Genomic DNA, 717 nt, shown 5'->3' on the forward strand with positions numbered 1-717 from the left:
AGTTTCGCCCCCCCAACGGCTCGGCTAACGAAATAGGCAAGGATATCGGTGGCCCAGACGACAGCGAACAGGAACAGGATGGCAATGAGGCCTGAACGATCGCCATCGCGCAGCAAGGCGAGCGACAGGCCTGAAACCGCGGCATAGGCAAGGCCGCTCGCATCCCATTGTCCGGTCTTGCGAACCGAGGCGGCTATCGCCGTTGCGGCAACGATGGCCGCCACAAGCGGCAGCAGCCAGGAGGCGGCCAGACCGCCAATCAAGGCGCCAATGAAGACAACCAGCAGTGCTTCCGGCAGGAAACCAAGGCCCGTTGCCCCGGTTGGCCGCGACATGCGGGTCCATTCATAGAAGATCGCCGCTACGATCACGGCACACAGCAGCCGGAACGGCAAACCGCCGATCCAGGTCAAGCCGAGAGTGATGATGGCGAGCACGATCGCCGAAACGATACGCAGTTGAAGATTGCTCATCCCGCGGCCGGTCGCGAAGCGACGTCCTGGCCCCCAAGTCCGCCGAAACGGCGTTCGCGGCCAGCAAACTCACGCAAAGCTTCCGCAAGGTGCTCGCGGCTGAAGTCGGGCCAGTAGCAAGGCAGGAAGACGAGTTCGCTATAGGCGGCTTGCCACAGAAGGAAGTTCGACAGCCGAAGCTCGCCGCTGGTGCGAATGACCAATTCCGGGTCGGGAATGCCTTGCGTATCAAGCGCGCCGGCAA

At 62.6% G+C, this 717-nt stretch carries 2 protein-coding genes; both read right to left on the minus strand.

All coding sequences use genetic code 11. From position 1 onward, the window contains the following. The coding region (locus EOC06_RS43530; RefSeq protein WP_245470075.1) for a phosphatidate cytidylyltransferase at nucleotides 1-473 on the minus strand (473 nt) is incomplete at its 3' end. Next, the coding region (locus EOC06_RS43535) for an undecaprenyl diphosphate synthase family protein (protein ID WP_245470074.1) at nucleotides 470-717 on the minus strand (248 nt) is incomplete at its 5' end. The genes EOC06_RS43530 and EOC06_RS43535, both read right to left, overlap by 4 nt.

Source organism: Mesorhizobium sp. M7A.F.Ca.MR.362.00.0.0 (genome assembly GCF_004023175.1).
Classification (GTDB): Bacteria; Pseudomonadota; Alphaproteobacteria; order Rhizobiales; family Rhizobiaceae; genus Mesorhizobium.